Origin of the sequence: Amycolatopsis sp. BJA-103 (assembly GCF_002849735.1) — a bacterium.
GTDB lineage: Bacteria > Actinomycetota > Actinomycetes > Mycobacteriales > Pseudonocardiaceae > Amycolatopsis.
Genome location: NZ_CP017780.1, coordinates 7,908,639 through 7,929,498, shown reverse-complemented (window position 1 = coordinate 7,929,498; position 20,860 = coordinate 7,908,639). Strand labels below are relative to the sequence as shown.

The window sequence follows — 20,860 nt, the reverse complement described above, 5'->3', positions numbered from 1 at the left end:
CATGGGCACCGCGGAGTTGGGCCAGGGCAAGAGACAGCAGGAGGCAGAGGTACAGAAAGAAAAAGGCATCACCAAGTACGAGTGCCACTACAACGGCGTGAACGGCTTGTACTTGTACGTCGTCTCGGAGAAGGAGTGGTCGCTGCCGTCGATGGCGGCGCAGGCCAAGAAGCAGTGCGTGAGGCCGCCGACGATGTTGCCGGGCATCGGTGAAACGGCTTGGTACTGCGAAGAAAAGGACAGCTTCATGTCGACGATGGTCTACAAACGCGGACACGGCCAGATCAGGGTCGCGTGGGTCTACCTCATCGGCGAAACCCGGTCCGACGTCTACAAGACGATGGCCGAACGACTGGCCGAGCGGCTTTGACAGGTCACGAAGAATTGGCTGGTCGCCCAGCATTATGAACAGCTAAGTTCACGCCGTGCACAGATCGAGGGGGACCCTCACCACCGCATTCCTGCTGCTCGCCGTCACGGCTTGCTCGAGCGGCGCCGCGACCGAGCCCACGCCGGCAGCGCCCGCGTCGTCGGCCGCGCCGACGTCCTCGGCGCGGCCGTCCAGCAGCACGCCACCCAGCCCCAGTACCACTCCACCGGCTCCGCTCGCCAAGATCACCGCGGCCTGCCCTGTCCTGAGCCCGACCGAGTTCCTTCAAGTGATCGGGAGATCAGACGATCTGGTCGCCAACGAAGGCGAAGCCGAACGGGTCGGCACCGGCAAGGCCTACCGGTGCGCTTTCGAGGACCCCAAAGGGAAATACGGGAAATCGGCGGAGCTCTTCGTCGCGGCCATCCCCGGGAACCAGCCGCCTCGCGCGACGATCGACAAGCTCGCGAAGGAATGCAAGCAGCCGATCACGCAGCTTCCGGGTATCGGTGAGCAGGCCTTGTGGTGTTCGATCCCCACCGACGGGCCGGATCTCAACATCCTGGTGACCGCAGGGAAACGCAGCCATGGCGAAACGCGGGTCGCGACGCTGTACATGTACAGCACCAGGAGTGACGTCTACGCGACGCTGGCGAAAATGCTGGCCGACAGGCTGTGATCAGGGGCGCTGCGCGTGGCGGGTGGTCAGCGCGTCGAGGTCGAGGGTGAGCGGGGTGCCGTCGAAGTCGAGATCGACCTTGCCGGTGTGCTCACCGAAGTTCTCGTACTCACCGTCGACCAGACGGTAGGTGACCATGCTCGCCGGGTCGTCGAGGTCGACGATCCAGTAGCGCTCGATGCCGACCTCGGCGTACTCGGAGAACTTGGTGACCCGGTCGGTGCGGACGGTGCCCTCGGACAGGACCTCGATGACGAGGCGCACGTCCTGCGCCGCATAGCGTGCTGGGTTCGTTTTCACGAGTTCGGTCGCCGAGATGAGGACATCCGGCACCCGAACCGTCAACGGAAGTTCCGTGACGACGAACTCGGCTTCCGAAAGAGCCATGAGCGATTCGGGCAGCTGTTCGTTGAGCAGATAGCCCAGGCGGGTGACCGCAAGCTGGTGAAACGACATGGGCCGGGGGGCCACGACCAGCACTCCTTCGACGACTTCGGCGCGGTGTTCCGGATCTTCCGGCAACGCGGCCCAGTCATCGAGCGTCAAGAGACGGTGATGCCAGTGCACGACACTCATCGAACTCCTCCTTCGCCCGTGATCGCCAGACCATCTTCCCACGATTTCACCAGAACCGTACCATCACACACGGTAGCGAACGAACACTCTACGAGTTGCCCGTGCGCAAGAATCACTCCGGAAATCCCCATTGTTTCCGCAGGTCCGCTACATTTCACCGATGAGAAGAACCTGGGGGCTCTTGTCCGTCGGCACGCTCCTTTTCCTCACCGCCTGTAGCGGTGAGCCCGCCCCGGCGCCGCCACCGGCCCCGCCATCCACGTCAGCGAGCAAAGCCACGAGCACCACGCCGACGACACCTCCACCACCCGCCTCGCCTGCCAAGATCACGGCGGCCTGCCCGTTCCTGCCGCTCACCGAGGTCCAGCAGATCATGGGCGACACGATCTATGGCTCGAAAGAGGGGCAGCAGGAAGCCGCGGTGAAGGAAAAGGACGGCATCACCGACTACGCGTGCCACTACAACCGCTCGGACGGCTTCTACCTGAGCGTCGTCGCGGAGCAGGGCTGGTCGGTGCCGTCGATGGCGGCGGAGACCAAGAAGGAGTGCACGAAACCGCCGACGCCGTTGCCGGATATCGGCGAGACGGCGTGGTTCTGCGACGGCAAGGACCAGCGGGTGACGACCGTGGTCTACAAACGCGCCCACGGTCAGATCCGGGTCGCGCTGGTCGACATTTCCGGCCCGACCCGTTCCGACGTCTACGAGACGATCGCCAAGAGGCTGGCGGAACGCCTCTGACTACTCCGTGAAGTCGCCCGCCGGGGCACCCCAGGACGACGACGTGTCCCCGCGTTCTTCCGCCAGCGCGCGCCGCCGCGCGTTCTCGCCGCGCACACGCTCCACTTCGGACTGGATGTACTCGTCGTCGTAACGCTGGAACACGCGCGCCGGGTTGCCCGCGACCAGGGTGCGCGGCGGGACGTCCTTGGCGACCACGGAATTCGGCTGCACGGTGGCGAAATCGCCGATCGTCACGCCCGCCATGATCACCACGAGGCCGCCGATGAAGCAGCCCTTGCCGATCTTCACCGGTTTGCGTTCGATGAGGTCGCTGCCGGAGTGGTTCTGCAGCGTCATGTTCGCGAGCCAGCTGGAATGCGTGAAGATCAGCGTGTTCAGGCCGATGCTGGTGTGCTCGCCGATCTCCAGCCCGCCGCTCGCGTCGAGCGCGGCGCCCTCACCGATCCAGCAGTGTTCGCCGATCTTCAGGTTCTCGGGGCTGATGATCTTGACGCGCTCACGCACCCGCGTCGACTCGGGCAGTCCGTAGAAACGAGCGCGCTCGGCGTCGTTCATGTACTGCGAAACGAGTTCGGTCAGGATCTGCGGACGCAGCCGGTTGCTGCGCTCGTCATCGAAGAACATCGGCCTCGGTCACCAGTTTCTCGAACGTGCGCAGGTGCTCCTCGGCGACGACGTCGAGGCCGAAGTTGGCCCGCACCATCGAGCTTTCCCGCTGTGCCACCGAAGCCCGCTTCTCCGGGTCGTCGAGCAGTTCGATGACGGTGTTCGCCACCGCCTCGCTGTCGTCCGGCCGCACCAGCAGGATGTTCTCGCCGTTGCGCAGTTCGATGCCGGGGTAGTTGTCCTCGGTGACCGACGCGATGGTCGCGGTGCCCGAGAGCATCGCCTCCAGCGACGCGGTGCCGCAGCCGCCGTTGAGGTCGTGCGTGACGATGTCGGCCGCCGCGAAGTACGAAGGCACGTCGGCCTTCGGCACGGCGCCGGTGACGATGATGGCGTCCGCGACACCGAGTTCTTCCGCCCGCTTCAGGAAGACGTCGTGGTACACGCGGCCGACGACGACCACCTTCACGCCGGGGTGCTTGTCCAAAATGGACGGCAGCGCCTCGACCAGCGGGAGCCGGTTGCGCAGCGGGATCACGTGCCCGAGCGAGACGATCACCGGACCGTCGCCCAGGTCGTGCTCCGCGCGGACGTCCTTCGTCAACGGCTTCTCGAAGTTCCCGGTGTCGACGGCGATCGGGAAGTAGTCCGAGTTCTCGTCGCTCGTGCCGTAGCGCTCGACGCAGTAGTCCACGCCGAGTTTGTCGAGGATGACGTACCGCGGCTTGAGGTACCGCAGGATCGGGTTCACCAGCACGGTGTCCAGGAACCGGAAAACGCCGCCGTACAGCTTGTTGTCGCTGATCAGCAGGGTGTGGATGGTCAGCAGCATCGGCAGCTTGTGCCGCCGCGCGTACCGCCCGGCCAGCCACGACAGGTCGAAGAACTGCCCGTGCAGGTGGATCGCGTCCGGTTTGAACTCGTCCAGCAGCTTCCGCAGCCGCCGCCAGTTCCCCGGCCGCAGCGAGGCGAAGCTCATGTCGAAGTCGATCGACAGGCCCAGCTGCGGCATCTTCACCGCGGGCAGGCGGACGACGCGATAGCCGTCTTTCGTCTCGTCGGCCGGGGCGTCTGCGTAGGCCGCGGTGATCGCGAGCACCTCGTGTCCGCGCGCCGCGTACTGCTCGGCCAGGGACGCCGCCATGTGCGCGCTTCCGCCCACCCTCGGCGGGAAGAAGTTGTTGACGACAGCGATGCGCATCGCGCGGCTCTCCCCTGGCCCGGCAGTCATTCCGAAGCCTTGACCAGCTCGTACATGCCCTCTTCCACGGAGATCTTCGGCTCCCAGCCGAGGACCTCGCGGGCACGGGTGATGTCCGCGGCACGCCGCGAAACGAGCACGTCGCGCTCGTTGAACAGCGGCTCGACGTTGACGCCGACGGCGTCGATGAGGATCTTCGCGAGCGTCGCGATCGAGGTGTCGATCCCGGTGCCGATGTTGATCGGCACGTTCGCCTCGTCCGACTCCAGCGCCGCGACGACGGCGCGGGCCAGGTCCGTGACGTGCACGAAGTCCATCGACTGGTCGCCGCGGCCGTCGATGATCGGCGGCTGGCCGGCGCGCAGGCGCTGGATGAAGTGGTTGATCACCGACGTGTAGTAGGCCTCGATCTTCTGGCCGGGGCCGTACACGTTGAAGAACCGCAGCGCGTTCCAGGACAGGCCCTTGGTGCGCTCGTAGAAGCCGAGCATGTCCTCGCCCGCGCGCTTCGAGATGCAGTACGGCGTGAGCGGCTTGAGCTCGTCGTCCTCGTGCATCGGCAGCCGCTTCGGGTCGCCGTAGACGGACGCGGTCGACGCGAACACGACCCGCTCGACACCTTCGTCCGCAGCGGCGGCGAAGACGTTGTGGTTACCGACCATGTTGATGTCGATGGACTCGTGCGGGTCGGCGACCGACTTGTTGATCGACACGGTGGCGAAGTGGATCACGTGCGTGCAGCCGCGCATGGCTTCACGCACGGCGCCGCCGTAGCGCACGTCCTTCTCGACCAGTTCGACCTTGCCGGTGGCGACGAACTCGTTGATCCTGGCGCGGTCGCCACGCGTCATGTTGTCGAAGACGCGGACGGTGTAGCCGCCGTCGATCAGCATCGGGATGACGTGCGCGGCGATGAAACCGCCGCCCCCGGTGAAGAGGACCTTCTTGTCGGGCATTTCTCTCCTAGCTCGGCAGTGCGGCGCTGACGGTCCCGATGACCCGGTCGACCTGGTCATCGGTGAGGTTGGCGTGCATCGGGATGGCGAGATGACGGGCGAAGAGGTCCGCCGATACCGGCAAGGTCTGCTTCTTGCCGTAGATGGGCTGGAGGTGCGAGGCGTAGGTGCCGAAGTTGCACTGCACGCCCTGCTCCCGGATCCGCAGCGCGAGCGCGTCGCGGTCGATCTCCGGGGCCACGGTGAGGATGTAGGCCTGCCACGGGTGTTCGCGGTCGGGCAGTTCCACGGGGACGTCGAGACCGGGCAGGTTTTCGAACGCCTCGTGGTAGCGCTTGGCCACCGAACGGCGGGCCGAGAGCAGGTCCGGGAGCCGGTCCAGCTGGACGTTCATGATCGCGGCCTGCACGTCCGAGAGCCGGAAGTTGTAGCCCAGCTCGTGGAACTCCGGGATCGGCAGCGCGCCGGAGCCCTCGCGGGTGATGGCGGGCTCGATGCCGTAGGTGTGCAGCTTGCGCGCGTGCGCGATGAGGTCTTCGCGGTCCGAGACCAGCGCGCCGCCTTCGCCCGCGGTGATGCCCTTGCGGCCGTGGAAGGAGAACGCGGCCAGGTCGGCGAGGCTGCCGGCGGGGCGGGTCTTGTACGTCGCGCCCGCGGCGCAGGCGGCGTCTTCGAAGAGCCACAGGCCGTGCTTGTCGGCGATCGCGCGGTACTCGTCGAAATCGCCGGGCTGCCCGGCGACGTCGACGGCGAGGATGCCGACGGTGCGCGGGGTGATCAGGGCTTCGATCGACGCCGGGTCGGCGCTCCACACGTCCGGGCGAATGTCGGCGAACACCGGGGTCGCGCCCGCCTGGAGCACGGCGTGGCCGGTGGCGGGGAACGTGTAGTCCCCGACGATGATCTCGTCGCCCGGCTTCACGCCGAGTACACGCAGACCGAGGAAGAGTGCGGAGCCACAGTTGCTGGTGGTCAGCGCGTGCGCGGTGCCGACGGTCTTCGCGAAGCGTTCCTCGAAGCGGCGGCACGCGGGGCCGGCACCGGCCAGCCAGCCGGACCGGAACACCTCCGCCACGGCGGCGAGTTCTTCTTCGCCGACGGTCGGCTGACCGAGGACCACGGGTTCGTGCTCGGACATTCCTCTTTACCCTCTCCCGTAGCCCTCTCCCATTGCGTGGGGACCCGGCGAAGTGTATAGACGCCATTCGGCCGATCTCGGGCGGGCTGGATCCGCCCAGGTCAACACACGGTCACCCTCGAACGCCCTACTCTGGCCCCCATGCGATTCGGCGTTCTGGGGGCGACGGAGGTGCGCCGCGAGGACGGCACCGTCGTCCCGGTCGGCGGGCCCAGGGTCCGGACGCTGTTCGCGTTGCTCGCGCTGGAGGCGGGCCGGGTCGTCCCGCCCGAGCGGCTCATCGACGGTCTCTACGGCGAGCAGCCGCCGGACGGCGCCGCGAACGCGCTGCAATCGCAGGTCTCGCGGCTGCGCGGGGCGCTGAAGGACCTCGCGCCCGTCGAGTTCAGCCCGGCGGGTTACCGGCTGGCCGTGGACCCCGACGACGTCGACGCGCTCCGGTTCGAGCGGCTCGCCGCCGAAGGCCGACGCACTCTCGCGACGGGAGACGCCGCGAAAGCGGCGGAACTGCTTCGCGACGCTCTCGCTCTCTGGCGGGGTCCGGCGTTCGCGGACATCACCGACGCGCCGTTCCGCGATCCGCAAGTCACCAGGCTGAACGAGCTGAGGACGTCCGCGGTCGAGGATCGCGTCGAGGCCGAGCTCAAGATGGGAAGGCACGAAGACGTCCTCGCCGAGCTTCGCGAGGTCATCGCAGCCCAACCGCTGCGAGAACGGCCGCGAGCACTGCTGATCCGCGCGCTGCACGCCGCGGGACGCCAGGCCGACGCGCTCACCGCGTTCGAGGACGCCCGCCGCGTCCTGGCCGACGAACTCGGCGCCGACCCCGGACCGGACCTCGCCGCCGCGCATCTGGCGGTCCTGCGCGGCGAGACGCCGAAGGCCAAGGCCACGACCGCGCCGCTCCCCGCGCAGCTCACCACCTTCATCGGCCGCGAGGGCGACCTCCGGCACGTGCTCGGCCAGCTGGACCTCTCGCGGCTGGTGACGCTGACCGGGCCTGGCGGGAGCGGCAAGACACGGCTGGCCATCGAGACCGCCGCCGCGACGGAACTCCCGGTGGTCTTCGTCGAACTCGCGCCCTACACCGAGGACGCCGACGTCGCCCATGCCGTGCTGACCGCACTCGGACTGCGGACGGTCCCGATCGGGGCGGCCACCGCCCCCGTGGAGCACGCGCCGCTGGAGCGGCTGATCGACGCCCTGGCGGACAGGGCGCTCCTGCTGGTGCTCGACAACTGCGAGCACCTGGTCGGCGCCGCCGCGAAACTGACCGCCCGGCTGCTCGGCGCGGCCCCGGCGCTGCGCGTGCTCGCCACCAGCCGGGAGCCGCTGGGCATCACCGGCGAGGTCGTCACCCCCGTGCCGCGACTCGCCGTGCCGCCGCCGGGCACGCCGCCCGGCCGGTCGCTGGAGTTCGCCGCCATCCGGTTGTTCGCCGACCGGGCTCAGGCCAACGACCCGGGATTCGCCGTCGACGACACCACCGCGGGCGACGTCCAGCGCATCTGCGCCGCGCTCGACGGGCTGCCGCTGGCCATCGAACTCGCCGCGGCGCGCGTGCGGACACTGTCCGCCGGTGAGATCGCCTCAAGGCTGGACGACCGCTTCAAGCTGCTCTCGCGGGGCAGCCGGGTCGCCGAGGACCGGCATCGCACCCTGCGCGGCGTCGTCGAATGGAGCTGGGACCTGCTCGACGAGGACGAACGCCTGCTCGGCAGGCGCCTGACCGTCTTCGCGGGTGGCACGACCCTCGCCGACGCCGAAGCGATCTGCGCCGTGCCGGACATCGAGGACCTGCTTCCGTCCCTTGTGGACAGATCGCTCGTCGAACGCGGCGGGAACCGGTATCGGATGCTCGAAACCATCCGGGCGTTCTTCGCCGAGAAGCTCACCGAAGCGGACGAGGCCGAGCAGCTGCGGCGCGCGCACGCCGAACACTTCCTCGCCCTCGTCGAAGAGGCGGACCCGCTCCTGCGCACCGGTGACCAGCTCGTCTGGCTCGACCGTCTCGATGACGCCTACGACGATCTCCTGGCCGCGCTGCGCTGGGCGGCCGAAGCCGACATCCGGATCGCTCTGCGGCTTTCGGCCTCACTGGTGACGTACTGGTGGATGCGCGGACGCCGGTTCGAGGGCTCGACGCTGAGCATGGAGGTGGTCAAGCGGCTCGGCCCGCGGCCGCCGGACGGCCTCGAAGAGGAGTACCAGCTCTCCGTGCTCAACGCCACCGCCGGACTTCGCGGTCACGAGGCCCTGGAACGGCACGTTCCGGCGGTGAACGACCTCGTGCGGAACCTGGCCAAGGCGCCCCGGAATCCGGCGCTGCTCCTGCTGATGGGAGTGGTGACCGGTCCGCCCGGTGACGACGACGCGCTGATCAAACGCAGTCAGGCCCTCCTGGCGCACAGCGACGCTTGGAGCCTGGCGCTCGCGCCGACCGGCTACGGGCTCCGTGCGCTGATGCGAGGCGAACTCGAGACGGCGGAAGGGTTCCTGCGCGCCGGGGAGAAGGCGTTCCGGGAGCTCGGGGAGCGCTGGGGCCTTTCGATGGTCCTCGATCACCTGTCACAGATCTTGGTCTGGACGGACCGTCAGGCCGAGGCCCTCGAAACGATGAACGAAGCGCTCCGGTTGATGCGGGAACTCGGCGCGTCCGACGACGACGCGGATCTGCTGTGCCGTCGCGGCGCCAGCAAACTGCTCCACGGCGACGCGGCGGGGGCGCGGGCGGATTTCGACCTCGCCATCGCGATCGCGCGCCGCTCGGGGATGCCGGAAAGCCGGGCCACCGGGTACATCGGGCTCGCGTTCCTCGCCCGGCACGAAGGCGATCTGCCCGCGGCTCGCGCACTGAGCGAACTCGCGCTTTCGGAATGCCCCGGCGGTTCGTTCGCGGCCGAGGGGGTCCGCGCCGGGGCGATGATCTCGCTGGGCTGGGTCGCGGCCGCCGAAGGTGACGCCGACCAGGCCGAGGAACTCCACCGGCTGGCGCTCGTCTCGGCGGACAGCTGGCATGACAGCACCACCATGGCCTGCGCCGTCGAAGGCCTCGCCGGGGTCGCGCTGCTCCGGGGCGACCCCGAGCGGGCGGCGGTCCTGATCGGCGCCGCGGTGACCGTGCGGGGCACCGCGTACGCCGTCGATCTGGACGCCGCCCTGCTCCGGACGACCGTGCGGGAGCGGCTCGGTGCCGGCTTCGACCGGTCGTACCGCCAAGGGCTCGGCATGCGCGGCGCCGCTCAATTGACGGGGTTCTGAGCGCCCGTCAAGAAGATCCCCTGCGGCGCGAAGCGGCCGACGGCCTCGGCGAGCAGGCGCGGGTCGAGTTCGCTGTCCTGGACCGCGACGTACAGCGGTGCCGCGTTGACCGGGATCGCGCCGAGCCGGGTCATCCCGGGACCGACCGGGTCGGTGGTGAGGCGGGTGACGTCACGCCACGGGACGACGGTCCGCTCGATCCGGACACCGACCGCGTCCAGTTCGAAGAGCACCCACTGCTGGTCGTGCAGCGACCGCACGTAGGCGATGGTGCCGCAGCCGACGGCGATCAGGACGACGCGCAGCGCGCCGGGCGCCTCGATCGAGCCGAGCAGGGCGGCGATCGCGAAGAAGGCCACCAGGAGCCCGGTGAGTTTCGCGGCGCCGATCAGGCCCGCGTTCGGCTTGTGCACCCGGAACCGCACGTTCCGCATCAGGTGTTTGGTGAGCACGCCGCCACCGACGGCGGCGGCCAGCGCGATCAGTGTCACCGCCAGCGAGACCGGCGAGAACTCCATGAGGACGTTGTAACCGGCGATCAGGGCGACGAATCCGCCCGCGACGGTCAGCATCAGCGCGAGCTTGCCCTTGCGGACGTCCCGCTCGCGGCGGTCGAGCGAGGCCTGGTCCGGGGTGGCGAGGAAGCCGCCGTCGATGTTCCTCATCGGGCATCACGCTGCGTCGCGGCGGCGCGGCGCTCGCGCTGACGGCGGTCGAGGACGTACAGGAGGACACCGGCGCCGGCGCTCAACGCGGCGTAGAACAGGTCTTGCAGGCCGTCCTCCGGGTAGCCGGTGGAGAACTCGGCCATCGCGAGCACGATGAAGAGGACGGTGATCACGCCTCCGGCGATGACGTACACCTTGTTGCTGAGCATCGGTTCCCTCGTTTCCGTTGTCGGTGAGGCAACTTTGGCGCGGGGCACATGACATTCCGATGACAGACGCTGCCAGCGCCGCCAAGCACAGACAGGCGGTCAGCGCGTGGTGCGCGGACGGTCAGCGGCGGCGGACACGCTCCCGGCCATGACTTATCTCGCGGGATCTCCTGAAGACTTCCTCGCCGTGCGGCAGTTGACGTTGCGCGGTACCCAGGCCGAGATCGGCCACGCGCTCGCGGCCGAGATGAAGGCGCGGACCGACTGGACGCCGCCACCGGTCGATCCGATCGTGGCCAAGGCGCGGCGTGTCTGGTTCGGGCGGAACTGGCCGCAGTACGCCGCGCGGACGGCCGGGTTCGCCGAGGCGTACGGGCTCCCGGCCGACGCGGCGGTGTCCTTCGACAACGCCAGTGCCCTGCCCGCCGGATCGGGCTGTTCGGCGCTGTGGACGGGGAGTGTGCTCGGCCGGAACTACGACTTCTTCACCTTGAGCTGGAGTCAGCTGGGCGCGGTGATGGCGGGTGCGGAGCCCGTCGACGACGGGACGGTGCCGATGGCGTCACGCCCTTACGTCCTGACCACGATCCCCGACGACGGCATCGCCTCGACGTCGCTCTCCATGTCCACAGTGGACGGTGCGATGGAAGGCGTCAACGAGGCCGGGCTCGTCGTCGCCCTGCTGATGGCCGACATCGAGGCGGCCGCGCCGCTGGAGCACGACCCTGGTCCGCAGGCGGGCCTCTCGGTGCCCCAGGTCTGCCGGTACCTGCTGGACACGTGCGAAACCGTCGACGAGGCCAAGGAAGCGCTGATGCTCGCCAAGCAGTACGACCACGGCGCGCCCTGTCACTACATCGTCGCCGACGCCTCCGGCCGCGGCTTCGTCTACGAGCGCGGCGCGCACGACATCGAGTACTTCGTCGAGGTCGCGGACGGGCCGCTGTGCGTCACGAACCATCCGCTGCACCGCTACCCGGACATCGACGCGCTGCCGGAGGACACCGCGGAGACCATGCTCACCTACCAGCGGCTCCGCACCCTCACCAAGGAGGCGGGCTCCGGACCGCGCGACGCGCTCGACGCGGTGTCCGTCGCGATCGAGCCGGGCGCGCCGTGGCGGACGTTGTGGCGCAGCGTCCTCGACCCGGCGTCCCGCACCATGAGCACCCGGTTCTACCTCGGCGACGGAGAGCACGGCACCGCGCGTCACTCGACGGAATTCACCTTCGGGGTTTCGCGGTGACCATCGGCAAGGGCCGCAAGATCGGCACCATCGCGGTCTGTGTACTGGCACAACTGCTGATCGCGATCGACCTGACCGTGCTGCACCTGGTGCTGCCGTCGCTTTCGGAGCAGATGCACCCGTCGACGACGGAAATGCTGTGGATCGCCGACGCGTACGGTTTCGCGCTCGCCGGGCTGCTGATCACGATGGGGAACATCGGTGACCGGGTCGGCCGGAAGAAACTGCTGCTGATCGGGGCATCGCTGTTCGGTATCGCTTCGGTGATCACGGCGTACGCGCCGACGGCGGAGCTCCTGATCGCCGCCCGCGCGCTGCTCGGGATCGCCGCCGCGACGCTGATGCCGTCGACGTTGTCGATCATCCGGAACGTGTTCACCGGCAAGGAACGCGCGGCCGCGATCGGCGTTTCGAGCGGGCTGACCATCCTCGGTTTCGGCATGGGCCCGCTCGTCGGCGGTGTCCTGCTGGAGCACTTCTGGTGGGGTTCGGTGTTCCTGGTCAACGTGCCGGTGGTGATCGTCATGGTGATCGCGGGCGCGCTGATCCTGCCCGAGTCGAAGAACCCGGCGCCGGGCCGGATCGACGTGCCCAGCGTGCTGCTGTCCGTCGTGGGCATGGTCGGGATCGTCTACACGATCAAGGAAGTCGCGTACCAGGGCTGGGGGCACTGGGACGTCGCGGTCGCCGCCGTGCTCGGCCTCGGCTGCCTGCTCGCGTTCGTCCTGCGGCAGCCGAGGCTGGCCGAACCGCTGATGGACCTGAAACTGTTCGCGCAGCGGGCGTTCTCGGCGACCGTCGGCACCACCATCCTGGCGATGTTCGCGCAGCTCGCGGTCTCGCTGATGTTCGCGCAGTACCTGCAGCTGGTGGTGGGCTGGTCGCCACTGAAATCCGGGCTCGCCGGGCTGCCGGGGATGGGCGGCGCGATCGTCGGCGGCGTTTTCGCGCCACTGGCGATCAAGGCCTTCGGCCGGGCGGTCACGATCGCGCTGGGCTGTGCTCTGTCGGCGGTCGGCTTCGCGCTGTACTCGGGTATCGGCGTGACGATCGTCTACACCGACCTGCTCGCCGCGATGATCATCTTCGGCGTCGGGCTGGCGCTGATCCTCGCCGTCGCGACGGACACGGTGCTCGGCGTGGTGCCGAAGGCGAGGGCGGGCGCGGCGTCGGCGATCTCCGAGACGGCGACCGAACTCGGCGGGGCGCTGGGGATCGCCGTCCTCGGCAGTGCGCTCGGCGCGCTGTACCGGAGCGAACTCGTCATCCCGGCGGGTGTGCCGCCCGAGGCGATCTCGGACACCCTCGGCGGCGCCGTCCAGTACGCGGCGCAGTTGCCGCCCGAGCAGGGGGCGTTGATCCTCGGCAACGCGAAACTCGCGTTCGTCGACGGGTTGCAGGTGACGATGGTGTGCTCGGCGGCGCTGATGGCGCTGCTGGCGGTCAGCGCGTTGTTCACGCTGCGCGGGGTGCCGAAGGTCCTCGAGGACCCGGAGGACGAGCCTGCGCCGGTTCCGGTCGCGACGGGCTGAAGGGGCCCTTCCCCGCATAAGACGTCGCGAAGGGCGCTTTCCCCGCATCAGATGCGGGGAAAGCGTCCTTCAGCTCCTCGGTCCGGCGAGCGGCACGGCGTGTTTGTCGCCCGACCGCACCATGGCCAGCAACGGTTTCGCGGCCACGCCCAGCACCCGCGCCGCGAAGGTGCGGCCATTGCGGCGCGCGATGTCCGGGCCGAAGGCGTCCATCAGCGCGACGAGCCCGGGCAGGGGCCGCACGAACAGCGTCACTTCGGTGATGAGCCCGTCCTCGCGGAGCTTCAGCACCGCGGCTTCTTCGATCTCCTCCGCGCCGATGCGCGCGGTGTAGACGACGACCCGCGTCGAGGCGTCGCCCGTGTCGGTGTGGAAGCTGACGTCACGCAGATGCGAGTAGGCGACTTCCAGCAGCGGCCGGAGTTCTTCGTGCCCGGTGAACCGGACGCGGCTGGTCAGCGGCGAGTGCACGACCGCGTCCGGCGCGAAGGCGCTCAGCGCGAGTTCCACGTCCTGGGTCTCGAGGGCCCGGCGGTACCGCTCGGTGGTGTCGATGCTCATGTGTCCTCCTGGATAAGGGCTCCCAGACCGCGCCACAACAGATCCGTCGTGAGCGCGACGACTTGCTCCCGCGGGATGTCGCGGTTGCTCCACCACCAGGTGGCGATGGCGTTCAGCGCGCTCTTCGCCGCTTCGGCGAGCGCTTCGTTCGCGCGGTCGCGCGGCAGGTCCGCGGTCAGCGCCAGGCCGGGGACCTGGGCGAACACCTCGGTCAGCTGCCCGGTGGCCCTGGCCTGCCCGCGCCGGTGAGCCTCGGCGACACCCTCGTCGGACGGCGTTTCGGCGAAGATCATCCGCCAACCGCGTTCGTTCGTCTCCATCCACGCGAAGATCGCCGCCACCCTGGTACGCAGCAGCTCCTCCGCGGTGCCCGACGGCGGCAGCCCGCCCCAGCCGGCCAGCAGACTGTCCACTTCGGACTCCAGCAGGCCGGCGTACAGCCGGGCCTTGGACGGGAAATGGTCGTAGAGCACGGGTGTGCTGATCCCGGCCGCCGTCGCGACCTCGCGCATCCCCGCCGCGTCGTAGCCGGACGCGGCGAACACCCGCGCCGCCGCGGCCAGGATCCGCTCCCGGCGTTCTTCCCTGCTCAACCGCTTACCTGACATCGGTCAGGTACGCTACCACTCAACCTGACAGCTGTCAGGTAGCGTTCCGGGTAACCTGGTCGATCGTGCGCACAGTCGTAGTCATCGGGGGCGGAATCGTCGGGCTCGCCACCGCCTGGGAGCTGACCAAACGTGGCCTGGACGTCACGGTGCTCGAGAAGGAGGACCGCTGGGCGGCCCACCAGACCGGGCACAACTCGAACGTCGTGCACGCGGGGCTCTACTACAAGCCGGGTTCCTTCAAGGCCAGGATGTCCACCGCGGGCAATCGGTCCATTGTGGACTTCGCCCGGCAGTACGGGGTGCCGGTGGAGGTCTGCGGCAAACTCGTCGTCGCCACCTCCGAAGCGGAGCTTCCGGCGCTGAAGGTGCTCGCCGAACGGGCCGAAGCCAACGGCGTCCCGGCCAAGCTGATCACCCCGAGCGAAGCCCGCGAGTACGAACCCGAGGTCTCGTGCGTCGCCGCGCTGCGCGTGGAGTCCACCGGCATCATCGATTTCCCGGCCGTCTGCACCGCGCTCGTGCGGCTGCTCGACGAATCCGACGCCGACCTCCGCCTCGGCACGCCCGCGCTGGGGATCCGCGCGGGCAGCACCGGCGGCGTCGAGGTGGCGACCGGCGACGACGTGATCCACGCGGACGCGCTCGTCAACTGCGCGGGCCTGCACGCCGACCGCGTCGCGCGGCTCGCCGGGCTCACCCCGAGCGCGCGGATCGTGCCGTTCCGCGGCGAGTACTACGAACTGAAGCCCGAACGCCGCCATCTGGTGCGCGGCCTGATCTACCCGGTCCCGGACGCGTCGCTGCCGTTCCTCGGCGTGCACCTGACCCGCATGCTCGACGGCAGCGTGCACGCCGGCCCCAACGCCGTGCTCGCGCTGCGCCGCGAGGGCTACACCTGGCGCGACGTCTCCGCGAAGGACCTCGCCGAAGTCGCCCGCTTCCCCGGCGTCTGGCGGCTCGCGCGCAAGTACGCGTACCCGACCGGGCTCGACGAGGTCCGCCGGTCGTTCTCCCGCCGCCGCTTCGCCGAAAGCCTCGCGCGGCTCGTGCCCGCCGTCACCGAGGACGACATCGTGCGGCACGGCTCCGGTGTCCGGGCACAGGCACTGCGCCCGGACGGCGCGCTCGTCGACGACTTCCTGATCGAGACCGCGCGGAACCAGGTGCACGTCCTCAACGCACCCTCACCGGCGGCGACCAGCGCACTGGAGATCGCCAAGCACATCGCCGACGAGGTGTCCGACTAGGCCGTGTCCGGTAAGTCTGTTCGATGGGCTTCGTGATCCAGGTGGGGCCTACGCGGCGGGCGCGTTCGCGGTCACGAGCGGCATCACGGTCTGCGGGACCTCGCAGGCCTTGGCGTTGTCACTGAGGTCGCCGGTGTCGAGCTTGATCGACGAGGTCTCCGTGATCGGGAAGAGCGCGACGCAGATCGGGCTGTCCGGAGCGGAGTAGACGATCCACTTCCGGCCGTTGACCATCTGCTCGGCGGGGGTGCCTTCCAGCCCGGGCACGTCCTCGGTCCTGGTCGCCGTGTAGACCCAGAGGTCGAGCGCCTTCTTGCCCTTGTCGCCGTCCGTGTCGTCCCACTGGCAGCCGTTCTTGGGATCCCGCGACGAGCCGTTCATCGGCCGAGCGGGCAAGAGGTTGAGCGGGGCCACCTGCTCGGGCTTGAGCAGGGTGCACGGGTCGACGTTCACCAGCGGACCGGACGGCTCGACCGGCTTCTGCCCCGGCGGCGCGGTGATCTCCGGGCTCGGCTGCCCGCCGGGCAGATGCGAGGCGACCGCGGGGAGCGCGGCCTTCGCCAGGTCACAGGCCTTGGAGTTGTCGCTGCCGGGGGCGTCGCTGGAGACCTCGACGAACGTCTTCGCGTCCAGTTCCGTGGTCAGCGAGCAGTAGCTCGGCCCGAGGATGGTCGCGTACCGCGTCCAGGTGAACCCGCCGACGCCGAACTTCTCCCCGGGCAGCGCGCCCGCGTAGTAGTCCTCCGCCGAGAGGTCCTTGCTCTGCGAAACCTCCAGCGCGACGCCGTCCGGCGCGTCCTCCAGTTCGGGGAACCGGCAGACCGCGGCGATCTTCTGCTCGGGTTTCGCCGGGCGTTCCTTGCCCGGATACGTGACGCCCAGCGCGGCCGCCTGCTCCGGCGTCAGCAGCGCGCACGGCTCGGCCTTCGTGATGACCGGCCCCTGTCCCGGGACCGGCGAGGCCGACCCGCCGATCGTCGACGTGCAGCCGCCGAGCGCCAGCACCGCCAGCCCGATCGCGAGCGAATTCCGATACCGCATGCGTCCCTCCTCCGGTCCCTACTTCGATGCGGGTGTGAGGACCTCGGTTCCGCCGAGGAAGGGACGAAGCGCTTCCGGCACCCGGACCGAACCGTCTTCGAGCTGGTGGTTCTCCAGGATCGCGACGATCCACCGCGTGGTGGCGAGCGTGCCGTTCAGCGTGGCGACGGTCTGCGGGCGGCCGTCGTCGTCGCGGTAGCGGATGCCGAGGCGGCGGGCCTGGAACGTCGTGCAGTTCGACGTCGACGTCAGCTCGCGGTAGGTCTCCTGCGACGGCACCCACGCCTCGCAGTCGAACTTCCGGTACGCGGAGGTGCCGAGGTCGCCGGTGGCGGTGTCGATCACCCGGTACGGGACCTCGATCTTGGCGAGCATCTGCTCTTCCCAGTCCAGCAGGCGCGCGTGCTCGGCTTCGGCGTCCTCGGGACGCGTGTAGACGAACATCTCGACCTTGTCGAACTGGTGGACGCGGATGATGCCGCGGGTGTCCTTGCCGTACGAACCGGCCTCGCGGCGGTAGCAGGACGACCAGCCCGCGTAGCGCTTCGGGCCCTTCGCCAGGTCCAGGATCTCGTCGGCGTGGTAGCCGGCGAGCGGGACCTCGGAGGTGCCGACGAGGTACAGGTCGTCGTCGCGCAGCCGGTAGACCTCCGACGAGTGCGCACCGAGGAAGCCGGTGCCCGCCATGATCTCCGGCCGGACGAGGCTCGGCGTGATCATCGGCGTGAACCCGTTCGCCGTCGCCTGCGCGACGGCCATGTTCAGCAGGCCGAGCTGCAGCTGGGCGCCGATGCCGGTGAGGAAGTAGAACCGCGAGCCCGAGACCTTCGCGCCGCGCTCCATGTCGAGCGCGCCGAGGCCCTCGCAGAGTTCGAGGTGGTCCTTGGGCGTGAAGTCGAACTTCTTCGGCTCGCCGACGTGCTTGAGCACGACGTAGTCGTCCTCGCCGCCTTCGGGGGCTTCGGGGTGGACCAGGTTCGGCACCAGGCGGTGCAGCTGCTCGAACTCCTCCGACGCCTCGGTCTGCTCGACCTCGGCGGCCTTCACCTGGGCGGCGAGTCCCTTCGCCTTGGCGAGCAGTTCGGCCCGTTCCTCGCCCTGCGCCTTCGGGACGAGCTTGCCCAGCGACTTCTGCTCGGCACGCAGCGTGTTGGCGGCGGCGATCGAAGACCGGCGGCGGGAGTCGAGGGAGAGCAGCTTGTCGACCACTCCTTCGTCCTCGCCACGGGCGCGCTGCGAAGCGCGCACGACGTCCGGGTCATCGCGCAGAGTCCTGGGGTCAATCACGATTGCAGAGGTTAGTCCTAGCGCCGAGCGCCCTTCGAGGCAGTTTCCCCGTACAGACTGTGCGGGCCGCCGCGGATAACCCGACAGTCTGATCGTTGTCGCCCGTTTCGGGCCCTCCCCATACTGAGATCTCCCTGCTGCGGACGGAGAAAACGCGATGACCGATGCGGACCTGCTGGCGCGGCACAAGGCGGTACTGCCGTCCTGGCTGGCGCTCTACTACGACGAGCCGATCGAGATCGTGCACGCGCAGGACCGCCGGGTCATCGACTCGACCGGGCGGAGCTACCTCGACTTCTTCGCGGGCATCCTGACGAACTCGATGGGCTACGACGTCTCGGCGATCAGCGACGCCGTGCGCAAGCAACTCGACACGGGGATCCTGCACACCTCGACGCTGTACCTGATCCGCTCGCAGGTCGAACTGGCCGAGCGCATCGCGAAGCTCTCCGGCATCCCCGACGCGAAGGTGTTCTTCACCAACTCCGGGACCGAGGCCAACGACACCGCGCTGATGCTCGCCACCCAGTACCGGCGCAGCAACCAGGTGCTGGCGATGCGGAACTCGTACCACGGGCGGTCGTTCGCGACGGTCGGCATCACGGGCAACCGCGGCTGGTCGGCGTCGTCGCTCAGCCCGGTGAAGGTGAGCTACGTCCACGGCGGCTACCAGTACCGCAGCCCGTTCCGGGCGCTTTCGGACACCGAGTACATCGACGCGTGCGTCGCGGACCTAGTCGACGTGCTGGAGACGGGCACCTCGGGCGACGTCGCCTGCATGATCGCCGAGCCGATCCAGGGCGTCGGCGGGTTCAGCTCACCGCCGGACGGCCTGTTCAAGGCGATGAAGGAGGTCCTCGACCAGTACGGGATCCTGTTCATCTCCGACGAGGTCCAGACCGGCTGGGGACGGACCGGGGAACACTACTGGGGGATCCAGGCGCACGACGTCGTCCCCGACGCGATGACCTTCGCGAAGGGCCTCGGCAACGGTCTCGCGATCGGCGGTCTCGTGGCCCGCGGCGACCTCGTCGACTGCCTGACCGCGAACTCGATCTCGACCTTCGGCGGCAACCCGGTCGCGATGGCGGGCGCGGCGGCGGTCCTCGACCACATCGCCGACCACGACCTCCAGGCCAACGCACTCGCCCGGGGCAACGAGCTGCTGTCCGGCCTGCGCGCTTCGGGGCATCCGCTGATCGGGGACGTCCGTGGCAAGGGCCTGATGATCGGCGTCGAACTGGTCAAACCAGGCGGCATGGAGCCGGACACCCAGGCCGCGGCGCGGATGATGGAGGAGACCAAGGCGCGCGGGCTGCTGATCGGCAAGGGCGGGCTGCACGGCAACGTGCTGCGGATCGCGCCGCCGATGACGCTCACCGCCGACGAGGCCGCGGAGGGCCTGGGGATCATCGTGGACGCACTAGCCGCCATCTCCTGACCCGCGTGCAATGAAGGGGACTTTCATTGCAAATTTTGCAATGAAAGTCCCCTTCATAGCGCTTCAGGAACGGACAAAACGGGCGATGACCTCGCCCAGCCGTACGCCGGCGTCCTCCTGCAGGAAGTGACCGGCGCCGGTGATCGTCGGATGCTCGAGTTCGCGGGCGCCGCGCATCGAGCCCCGCAGTTCGAGGCCCCACGGCGCGGTGATCGGGTCGCCGTCGGAGAACGAGACCAGGAACGGCTTGTTCAGTTCGGCGAGCACCTTCAGCGCGGCCCGGTTGGCGGCCGAGGCCGGATCGTCCGGGGTGACCGGCACCAGTGACGGCATCGCGCGCGGCGCGGCCTTGTACATCTCGTTCGGGAAGGGCGCGTCGTAGGCGGCGCGGACCTCCTCGGACAGCTTGGTCTGGCAGCCCGACTGGACGAACCGGCCGACGTCGAGGACCTGGGCGTTCTCGACGGTGTCGCGGAACTTGTGCCAGATCTCCGGCATATCGGTGTCGCCACTGGGGAGGCCGGTGTTGGCCGCGACGACCCGGGAGAAGCGATCTGGGTTTTCGGCGACCAGCCGCAGGCCGATCAGGCCGCCCCAGTCCTGGCCGACCAGGGTGACCTCGGTGAGGTCGAGCACGTCGAAGGCGAACGCGCGCATCCACTCGACGTGCCGCTGGTAGGTGTGGTCGACCATGTCGCCGGGTTTGTCGGATCGGCCGAAGCCGACCAGGTCGGGCGCGATGGCGCGCAGTCCGGCGTCGGCGAGCACCGGGATGACCTTGCGATAGAGGTAGGACCAGGTGGGCTCGCCGTGCAACAGGAGAACGGGCGGCCCATCCGCGGGTCCGGCCTCCACGTAACCCACTCTGATCACGCCGCCGTGAAGGTCGACGAGTTCCGCGTAGCGCGGTTCGAAATCGAAATCGGGCAGGTCCGAGAACCGGTCGTCCGGTGTCCTCAAAAGGCGCACGACACCCACGTTAGTGGGAATCGTGCGCCTATGCCGGTTTCGTGAGGTCAGGAGATGCCGACGGCCACGACCAGGCCGAGGGCGAGGTGCGCGGCGGCGACCACGACGCTGACCGGGGCGAACTTCTCGCTCTCGATGGTCGAGCGGACGTCGATGCGGGTCGCCCACTCCAGCAGCCGGACGGCCAGCACCTGCACCACGATGCCGAGCAGGCCGTAGACCAGCGAGGTGATGAGGCCCTCGGTCAGGTCGCTGGCGGAGTTCGCGATCGCCACGACGACGATGAACGCCATCGACAGCAGGCCCGACGCGGTCACGATGACCGCGTTCGGCAGGCCGCGGCTGACCAGCTGGGCCAGCTTGCCGGGCGTGGTCCAGTCGATCGCCCAGAACCCGGCGAACATCAGCAGCAGGCCGACGACGCCGTACAGCAGGATCGCGCCGATCCCTCGCACGAGGTCGGAGCCGAACGTGTCGGACAGCGCAAGGGTGGTCGTCACAGGGTTCTCCAGAGGT

The 20,860-nt window shown here is 69.0% G+C and carries 21 protein-coding genes; 8 read left to right on the top strand and 13 right to left on the bottom strand.

The features are described from left to right. Position 1: 1 nt before the first annotated feature. Both BKN51_RS35580 and BKN51_RS43380 read left to right on the top strand, forming a co-directional pair. A complete protein-coding gene (locus tag BKN51_RS35580) occupies positions 2 to 370 on the top strand; it encodes a hypothetical protein (protein ID WP_146044303.1) in 369 nt (122 codons plus the stop codon). A 55-nt stretch (positions 371 to 425) separates the two neighbouring features. Next, positions 426 to 1,049, top strand: coding sequence for a hypothetical protein (locus BKN51_RS43380; RefSeq protein WP_146044302.1), 624 nt, complete (start codon positions 426 to 428; stop codon positions 1,047 to 1,049). Here the strand turns inward: BKN51_RS43380 and BKN51_RS35565 are convergent, their stop codons facing one another. Beyond that, a complete protein-coding gene (locus BKN51_RS35565; RefSeq protein ID WP_101611766.1) occupies positions 1,050 to 1,625 on the bottom strand; it encodes a Uma2 family endonuclease in 576 nt (191 codons plus the stop codon). Positions 1,626 to 1,785: 160 nt separating this feature from the next. On the opposite strand from BKN51_RS35565, the gene BKN51_RS43375 reads away from it, so the two are divergent. Next, positions 1,786 to 2,367, top strand: coding sequence for a hypothetical protein (locus tag BKN51_RS43375; protein WP_146044301.1), 582 nt, complete (start codon positions 1,786 to 1,788; stop codon positions 2,365 to 2,367). Here BKN51_RS43375 and BKN51_RS35550 read toward each other — a convergent pair whose 3' ends face one another. From BKN51_RS35550 to BKN51_RS35535, 4 genes are read right to left on the bottom strand one after another with little or no spacing between them, the layout of a single operon-like run. Further along, positions 2,368 to 2,994 (bottom strand): acyltransferase, encoded by a 627-nt coding sequence (locus BKN51_RS35550; protein WP_101611763.1) that lies wholly within the window; start codon positions 2,992 to 2,994, stop codon positions 2,368 to 2,370. It abuts the gene before it with no gap. Beyond that, on the bottom strand, positions 2,981 to 4,177 hold the full coding sequence (locus BKN51_RS35545; protein WP_101611762.1) for a glycosyltransferase family 4 protein: 1,197 nt from the start codon (positions 4,175 to 4,177) through the stop codon (positions 2,981 to 2,983). Before BKN51_RS35545 ends, BKN51_RS35550 begins: the two co-directional genes overlap by 14 nt. A 26-nt stretch (positions 4,178 to 4,203) precedes the next feature. Then, positions 4,204 to 5,133, bottom strand: coding sequence for an NAD-dependent epimerase/dehydratase family protein (locus tag BKN51_RS35540; RefSeq protein ID WP_101611761.1), 930 nt, complete (start codon positions 5,131 to 5,133; stop codon positions 4,204 to 4,206). 7 nt (positions 5,134 to 5,140) lie between these two features. Then, entirely contained in the window at positions 5,141 to 6,271 is a 1,131-nt protein-coding gene (locus BKN51_RS35535) for a DegT/DnrJ/EryC1/StrS family aminotransferase (protein ID WP_101611760.1), read from the bottom strand. Positions 6,272 to 6,412: 141 nt separating this feature from the next. On the opposite strand from BKN51_RS35535, the gene BKN51_RS35530 reads away from it, so the two are divergent. Beyond that, positions 6,413 to 9,532 (top strand): BTAD domain-containing putative transcriptional regulator, encoded by a 3,120-nt coding sequence (locus BKN51_RS35530; protein WP_101611759.1) that lies wholly within the window; start codon positions 6,413 to 6,415, stop codon positions 9,530 to 9,532. On the opposite strand, the gene BKN51_RS35525 is transcribed toward BKN51_RS35530, so the two are convergent. Beyond that, positions 9,514 to 10,197, bottom strand: coding sequence for a hypothetical protein (locus tag BKN51_RS35525; RefSeq protein ID WP_101611758.1), 684 nt, complete (start codon positions 10,195 to 10,197; stop codon positions 9,514 to 9,516). The genes BKN51_RS35530 and BKN51_RS35525 overlap by 19 nt on opposite strands. Then, positions 10,194 to 10,409, bottom strand: a complete 216-nt coding sequence (locus BKN51_RS35520) for a hypothetical protein (RefSeq protein WP_101611757.1) — start codon at positions 10,407 to 10,409, stop codon at positions 10,194 to 10,196. The genes BKN51_RS35525 and BKN51_RS35520 overlap by 4 nt, the downstream gene beginning before the upstream one ends. Positions 10,410 to 10,557: 148 nt before the next feature. Between BKN51_RS35520 and BKN51_RS35515 the strand changes: the two genes are divergently transcribed. Continuing rightward, complete coding sequence (locus BKN51_RS35515; protein WP_101611756.1) at positions 10,558 to 11,655, top strand: C45 family peptidase; 1,098 nt, start codon at positions 10,558 to 10,560, stop codon at positions 11,653 to 11,655. Then, positions 11,652 to 13,187 carry an MFS transporter gene (locus BKN51_RS35510; RefSeq protein WP_101611755.1) on the top strand — a complete coding sequence of 512 codons (1,536 nt, stop codon included), beginning with the start codon at positions 11,652 to 11,654 and terminating at the stop codon, positions 13,185 to 13,187. Before BKN51_RS35515 ends, BKN51_RS35510 begins: the two co-directional genes overlap by 4 nt. Positions 13,188 to 13,256: 69 nt before the next feature. Here the strand turns inward: BKN51_RS35510 and BKN51_RS35505 are convergent, their stop codons facing one another. Next, a complete protein-coding gene (locus tag BKN51_RS35505; RefSeq protein ID WP_101611754.1) occupies positions 13,257 to 13,748 on the bottom strand; it encodes a nuclear transport factor 2 family protein in 492 nt (163 codons plus the stop codon). Next, positions 13,745 to 14,341 carry a TetR/AcrR family transcriptional regulator gene (locus BKN51_RS35500; RefSeq protein WP_101611753.1) on the bottom strand — a complete coding sequence of 199 codons (597 nt, stop codon included), beginning with the start codon at positions 14,339 to 14,341 and terminating at the stop codon, positions 13,745 to 13,747. The genes BKN51_RS35505 and BKN51_RS35500 overlap by 4 nt, the downstream gene beginning before the upstream one ends. Positions 14,342 to 14,349: 8 nt before the next feature. Here BKN51_RS35500 and lhgO point away from each other — a divergent pair, with 8 nt between their 5' ends. Further along, entirely contained in the window at positions 14,350 to 15,606 is a 1,257-nt protein-coding gene (gene lhgO, locus BKN51_RS35495; protein WP_335645089.1) for an L-2-hydroxyglutarate oxidase, read from the top strand. A 48-nt stretch (positions 15,607 to 15,654) separates the two neighbouring features. Here the strand turns inward: lhgO and BKN51_RS35490 are convergent, their stop codons facing one another. Both BKN51_RS35490 and serS read right to left on the bottom strand, forming a co-directional pair. Beyond that, the gene (locus BKN51_RS35490) at positions 15,655 to 16,647 is read right to left on the bottom strand and encodes a DUF3558 family protein (RefSeq protein WP_101611751.1); all 993 of its coding nucleotides are present in this window, start codon (positions 16,645 to 16,647) and stop codon (positions 15,655 to 15,657) included. Positions 16,648 to 16,665: 18 nt separating this feature from the next. Then, positions 16,666 to 17,934, bottom strand: a complete 1,269-nt coding sequence (gene serS / locus BKN51_RS35485) for a serine--tRNA ligase (protein ID WP_101611750.1) — start codon at positions 17,932 to 17,934, stop codon at positions 16,666 to 16,668. 157 nt (positions 17,935 to 18,091) lie between these two features. On the opposite strand from serS, the gene BKN51_RS35480 reads away from it, so the two are divergent. After that, a complete protein-coding gene (locus tag BKN51_RS35480) occupies positions 18,092 to 19,375 on the top strand; it encodes an aspartate aminotransferase family protein (protein ID WP_101611749.1) in 1,284 nt (427 codons plus the stop codon). 63 nt (positions 19,376 to 19,438) lie between these two features. On the opposite strand, the gene BKN51_RS35475 is transcribed toward BKN51_RS35480, so the two are convergent. Both BKN51_RS35475 and BKN51_RS35470 read right to left on the bottom strand, forming a co-directional pair. After that, positions 19,439 to 20,344, bottom strand: a complete 906-nt coding sequence (locus BKN51_RS35475; RefSeq protein ID WP_174720490.1) for a haloalkane dehalogenase — start codon at positions 20,342 to 20,344, stop codon at positions 19,439 to 19,441. Positions 20,345 to 20,391: 47 nt separating this feature from the next. Next, positions 20,392 to 20,844, bottom strand: coding sequence for a DUF350 domain-containing protein (locus BKN51_RS35470; RefSeq protein WP_101611747.1), 453 nt, complete (start codon positions 20,842 to 20,844; stop codon positions 20,392 to 20,394). Between the last annotated feature and the right edge of the window lie 16 nt (positions 20,845 to 20,860).